Here is a 4,592-nt window from a genome sequence, read left to right as displayed (position 1 = left end):
TATTAATAAAAATAGAAAAATAGATTAAAAAAAGATAAAAATTAAGTATTTTTATTTGTTTTATATGGGATAACTTTTTTTTTAAAAATAACTTAATTTTTATTCTTTAACTTAGTGTAGAGTCTTACCTTAAAAGGTTATCTTCATATTTTATTTTATAATTCATTATTTATAAATGTAATGTTTATTTAAAGTATTATTTCTTATTGATTTTGATATTTGAATAAAAATATTAATTATTATTTGGATTAAGGCAATGTTTAATAGTTATATTATATTTAGGTAAATTTAATATTATTTAAAAAAAGATTATTACTCAAATGTATTTTATATTATAATAAAATGAGATTTATAAAATTTTTTTTATAAAATGTGATTTGTTTTAAAAAGATTCCTCATATATCTTCATTAAAAAGTCAGCAAGGGAGACTATATCCATACGGTTATGCTCAATGATTGGAATAAGTGGACCTATGTTTTTAGTAGCCAAATAACTTTCATAATAATCTGGAATGAATGCCCCAGGAACATCGTCTTCACGTTTTATGTTAAATATTTCCTCTTCTATGGTGGTTAGCTTGCAATTTGGCAAAACATCCTTCCATAAGTTCCTTGCAGGATACATCAAATCAAAATGGGTTTGATCCAAATTGCAATCCATCCTATATAATCTGGCTCTATTTTTAATGAAAGGAATATCAAAGCTTGCTCCATTATAGGTTACATGAACACTTGCTTCGTCTATATGAGATAGATAAGCCTCAATAAGTGCAGGTTCCTCTTCCTTATCCCTAAGCAAATATTGATTGGATTCAATATATTTTCCTTTAATTTCAGCTATACCAAGCAATATTATAGGAGCACTGGATAGTCCAAGGGTTTCAATATCCATGAACTTAAGATTAAAAGGATCCAATGAATTCAATGATTTTAAGGTGCTGTTTTTTAATCCAGGATATTTGGTAAGTTGCTTCAATAATTTGAATTCCTTAATAAAACAGTTTTTCTCTATCTTTTTGATCAGTTTCTCAGCCTTATATGAGTATCTGTCATGTTCCAATAGGTCATAAAGATTATCATACCCTTCTCTTTTGAGTTTCATTTCTGTTTCCAGCCCAACTCCTGGCATCAATTTAAAATTGGACAGCAATTCATTTTTAATGGATTCCTTTTTATCCTCTAAAGAGAAGTCAATAGCTTGTCTTCTTGTGATTTTTAATGTCTTGCCATAGATATTTTCGATGACTTTGCTGCCTTCGATATCCATCAAATCCCAATCCTTATATTTGTTCATCAGAGCCATTTTTAAATTATTAAAATAAGTGGGAGATTCTTTTTTAGCTCTTTCAAAGGCTTCTTTTGATGGATTGGCTGAAGTTAATGAGTTTGATAGGATACGCTCCAAATATGCTTCATGCTCTTCTCTACGGCTAGACATAATATCATAAATTTATTCTGTAAAGTGAATATGAAAAGTAATGTATGTATATGGCAATTCACAGCAAGGAACAACATCCCTTGAGTTTATAACTACTTTTCCAAATTTGTCCAAATAATCTTCAATCTCAGCTCGAACCGCCTTAACCTTATTCGGGTCATGAACTCTGACATTTCCTAAAAAGCTGGTTCCTTTAGAGGTTTTCATTACAGATATTCCATCCATTCTATAAGGCAATTCATGTTTTTCCAGAATATTGTTAATATCTGTATTGATCTGTTCCTTAATTTCATCTTTATTTTCATTATTGATTTCCATACTATCCCCTATAAATTTAATTAATGTTTTAATTCCAATTAAATTTTTATTCTAATAAATATTTTTATTTAAATTAATGTTTCAATTCCAATAAGAATTCATTAGCCTCTTCATGTCCACTATCAATAGAAATGGCTTTTTTTACAAAAGATAACGCACCTAATTTATCATCCTGTTCATAAAGTATCTTTCCTATGAGATAATAAGCATCTGCACTATCTTCCTTGATGATTATATTGGTTAAAATCTCCTTTGCAATACTATAATTTCCTTTATTATATTCTTCTAAAGCATCGTTATAAGCTTCTTTCATCGGATCTATTTCTTCTTCCGTTCCCATATTTGATTCATCATTTTCATCCAAGATACCGGATACTTGCTCTACTTCATCTTTATCTTCCTTTTGATTATAATAAGTTTCATTGTATGAAATATTATCTTCTAAATCTTGATTTTCCAATTTGGAAAGTTCATCTGGGGATAATTTATTCATTTCATCCCACATATAATCTAAAATGAACTCAGTGGCTTTTTTATGCAATGGCTTATTGTCATTTCCACATTTTGGAGAGTAAATGCAGGAAGGACAACCATTTTCACATTCACAAGTCTTAAGAAGATTCCTTGTAGAATCAGTTAATTTGCTGAAAACATCAATTGCCTTTTCGCAGATACCTATTCCACCTTCATATGCATCATAAATAAAGATGGAAGCTTCCTGTGTATCTTCATGATAATTGGTTGAAAGACCACCAATATCAAATCGGTCACACATTACATGAAGTGGGAACAATCCGATAAGCGCATGTTCAGCTCCATGAAGACCTCCTGCGAAAACTTCATGTTCATTCTTATATCTTTCTTCAACAGCCTCTTTGACACTGTCAGGAATGGTAAACCATAATCCTTTGGTTTTGAATTTTAAAGGTGGCAAATCAAGTATAAATGTGCCGATTGTTTTGGAGAATTCCATCCTTTTATATTTGTAATAATCCTCTTCCACTTCCAATTCGCCATAGTGAACTGTAAAGTCTCCGATTTTAACTTTTTTGATCTTTTTAATTATTTTTGTCTGTGTTCTTTTAAGTGCAACTGTATGTGCATTCACATCTCTTTTTATGACATTGATGAAATGTGTCTTGAAATTGACATCTGTTACAATATAAGTCTGACCTTTATTTATTAAAATAGCTCCTTCATGAGCTTCCCTATACATTTGTGACCTTTCTATCTTTTCTATCAACTGATTGCCGTTCATTACACTGAATATCTCATTTGATATCTGGTCCAGTGAAAATTCAAATGCTGGATTATCATCATAAGGATAAATATAGAATCCTGCACTCTTTTTGATATCCCTATTTTGAACGATGCCATCAATGAATTCCTCATCTACATTGAATACATCCTTAATTTCTTCTAAGCTCAACGGCAATTCATTAGCTGCACAAATGATGTGGTTGTTTAATAACTTTTCATTATTCAAGTCAATTACCACATTTTCATGAGGCTTATCAAAGAAGAACTCTGGATTTTTCATAAAGTATTGGTCCAATTGATTCTCAAATGCAACCAAAATCACAAGTGACTTCTGGTTTCCTCTACCAGATCTTCCTCCTTGTTGCCAAGTGGATATCATGGAACCTGGGAAACCTGAAATAATGACTGCATCAAGGCTACCTACATCTATACCTAATTCAAGTGCATTAGTTGAAGTGACACCTAAATATTTCTTTGATTTAAGGCCGTCTTCAATCTCTCTCCTATCTTCAGCCAAGTATCCCGCTCTATATGCTGAAATCCTTTCCACATATCTCTTTTTCATATGTTCCATATCTCTTTTTGCCCATAATGCGATCAGTTCAGCAATCTTTCTGCTGGATGTGAAACATAGAGTCTGTATGTCCTTTAAAAGCAAATACAAGAATATCTTTTCTGTTTCCTGGTGTATGGATAATCCTTCATCATCTGAAGTGATTTCCAATTTTTTATATGGGTTATATAAGATGAAATCCTTTTCACCGCTTGGGGAACTGTCTTCATCAATAAGCTCAAATTCTTCCCCAGTTAATTTTTCAGCAAGTTCCAATGGATTTGCAAGTGTTGCAGAGGACAATATGAATTTAGGATCTGATCCATAGAAATTAGCAATTCTTTTAAGTCTTCTGATTAAAAAAGCAACGTTTGAACCGAATATTCCCTTATAGTAATGGGCTTCATCAATAACAATATACTTTAAATTGGAATAAAAGCGCTCCCATTGATGATGCCATTGCAATATCAAATGAATTTGGTAAGGGTTTGTAAGGATTACTCTTGATTCCTGACGAATCTTATATCTTTTAGCCTTTGGAGTATCTCCATCATAAGGATTTGCATTCAAATCAAGTTCCAATTCTTCATCAAACTTCCTTAAAACCTTTAATTGGTCATAGGATAATGCCTTTGCAGGATAAATGTATAATGCACATGCATCATTATCCTTAATAAGTTCTTCCAAAACAGGCAAATTGAATGATAAGGTTTTTCCACTTGCAGTTGGAGTTGTAATAATGATGTTCTTGTCTTCTCTTGACTTTTCAATAGCTAATGCTTGGTGTTTGTATAGCTTTATATTATTTTCTTCAAGATAGTCCAATATCTTTTTCTCTAATTTATCGACCTTTTTATAGCTAGCTTCTTTAGATGGAATTGTTTCGACATGTTCGATCTTTTTCCTAAAACGAATATCGTTTTTAAACTTGTCGATATTTTCCCTTTCTCCTTTGTCTTTAGCCATATTTGTCATAATAATCAATAAAAATTTTTAATTTCTGATTTTTAATTAATTAATTTA

General features: G+C 30.9%; 3 protein-coding genes. All 3 read right to left on the bottom strand.

Translation table 11 applies throughout. The features are described 5' to 3' along the window. Positions 1–382 precede the first annotated feature (382 nt). The 3 genes from ACKI67_RS01305 to ACKI67_RS01295 all read right to left on the bottom strand — a co-directional run bounded on the left by ACKI67_RS01305 (position 383) and on the right by ACKI67_RS01295 (position 4,544). Positions 383–1,438: a ribonuclease H-like domain-containing protein gene (locus tag ACKI67_RS01305; protein ID WP_407461589.1), complete on the bottom strand. Its 1,056-nt coding sequence runs from the start codon at positions 1,436–1,438 to the stop codon at positions 383–385. Between the two features lie 12 nt (positions 1,439–1,450). Further along, positions 1,451–1,756, bottom strand: a complete 306-nt coding sequence (locus tag ACKI67_RS01300; RefSeq protein WP_407461588.1) for a hypothetical protein — start codon at positions 1,754–1,756, stop codon at positions 1,451–1,453. 73 nt (positions 1,757–1,829) lie between these two features. Next, on the bottom strand, positions 1,830–4,544 hold the full coding sequence (locus tag ACKI67_RS01295; protein WP_407461586.1) for a DEAD/DEAH box helicase: 2,715 nt from the start codon (positions 4,542–4,544) through the stop codon (positions 1,830–1,832). Positions 4,545–4,592: the final 48 nt, after the last annotated feature.

The sequence above is a fragment of the Methanobrevibacter sp. genome (assembly GCF_045577275.1).
GTDB lineage: Archaea > Methanobacteriota > Methanobacteria > Methanobacteriales > Methanobacteriaceae > Methanobrevibacter.
The sequence above is the reverse complement of the archived record's forward strand: the minus strand, read 5'-3'. Positions and strand labels throughout refer to the sequence as shown.

What these genes read in the sequence shown, in the direction of transcription:
- ACKI67_RS01295 (WP_407461586.1), bottom strand. Translation starts at nt 4,544, where the DNA reads ATGACAAATATGGCTAAAGACAAAGGAGAAAGGGAAAATATCGACAAG.
- ACKI67_RS01305 (WP_407461589.1), bottom strand. Translation starts at nt 1,438, where the DNA reads ATGTCTAGCCGTAGAGAAGAGCATGAAGCATATTTGGAGCGTATCCTA.
- ACKI67_RS01300 (WP_407461588.1), bottom strand. Translation starts at nt 1,756, where the DNA reads ATGGAAATCAATAATGAAAATAAAGATGAAATTAAGGAACAGATCAAT.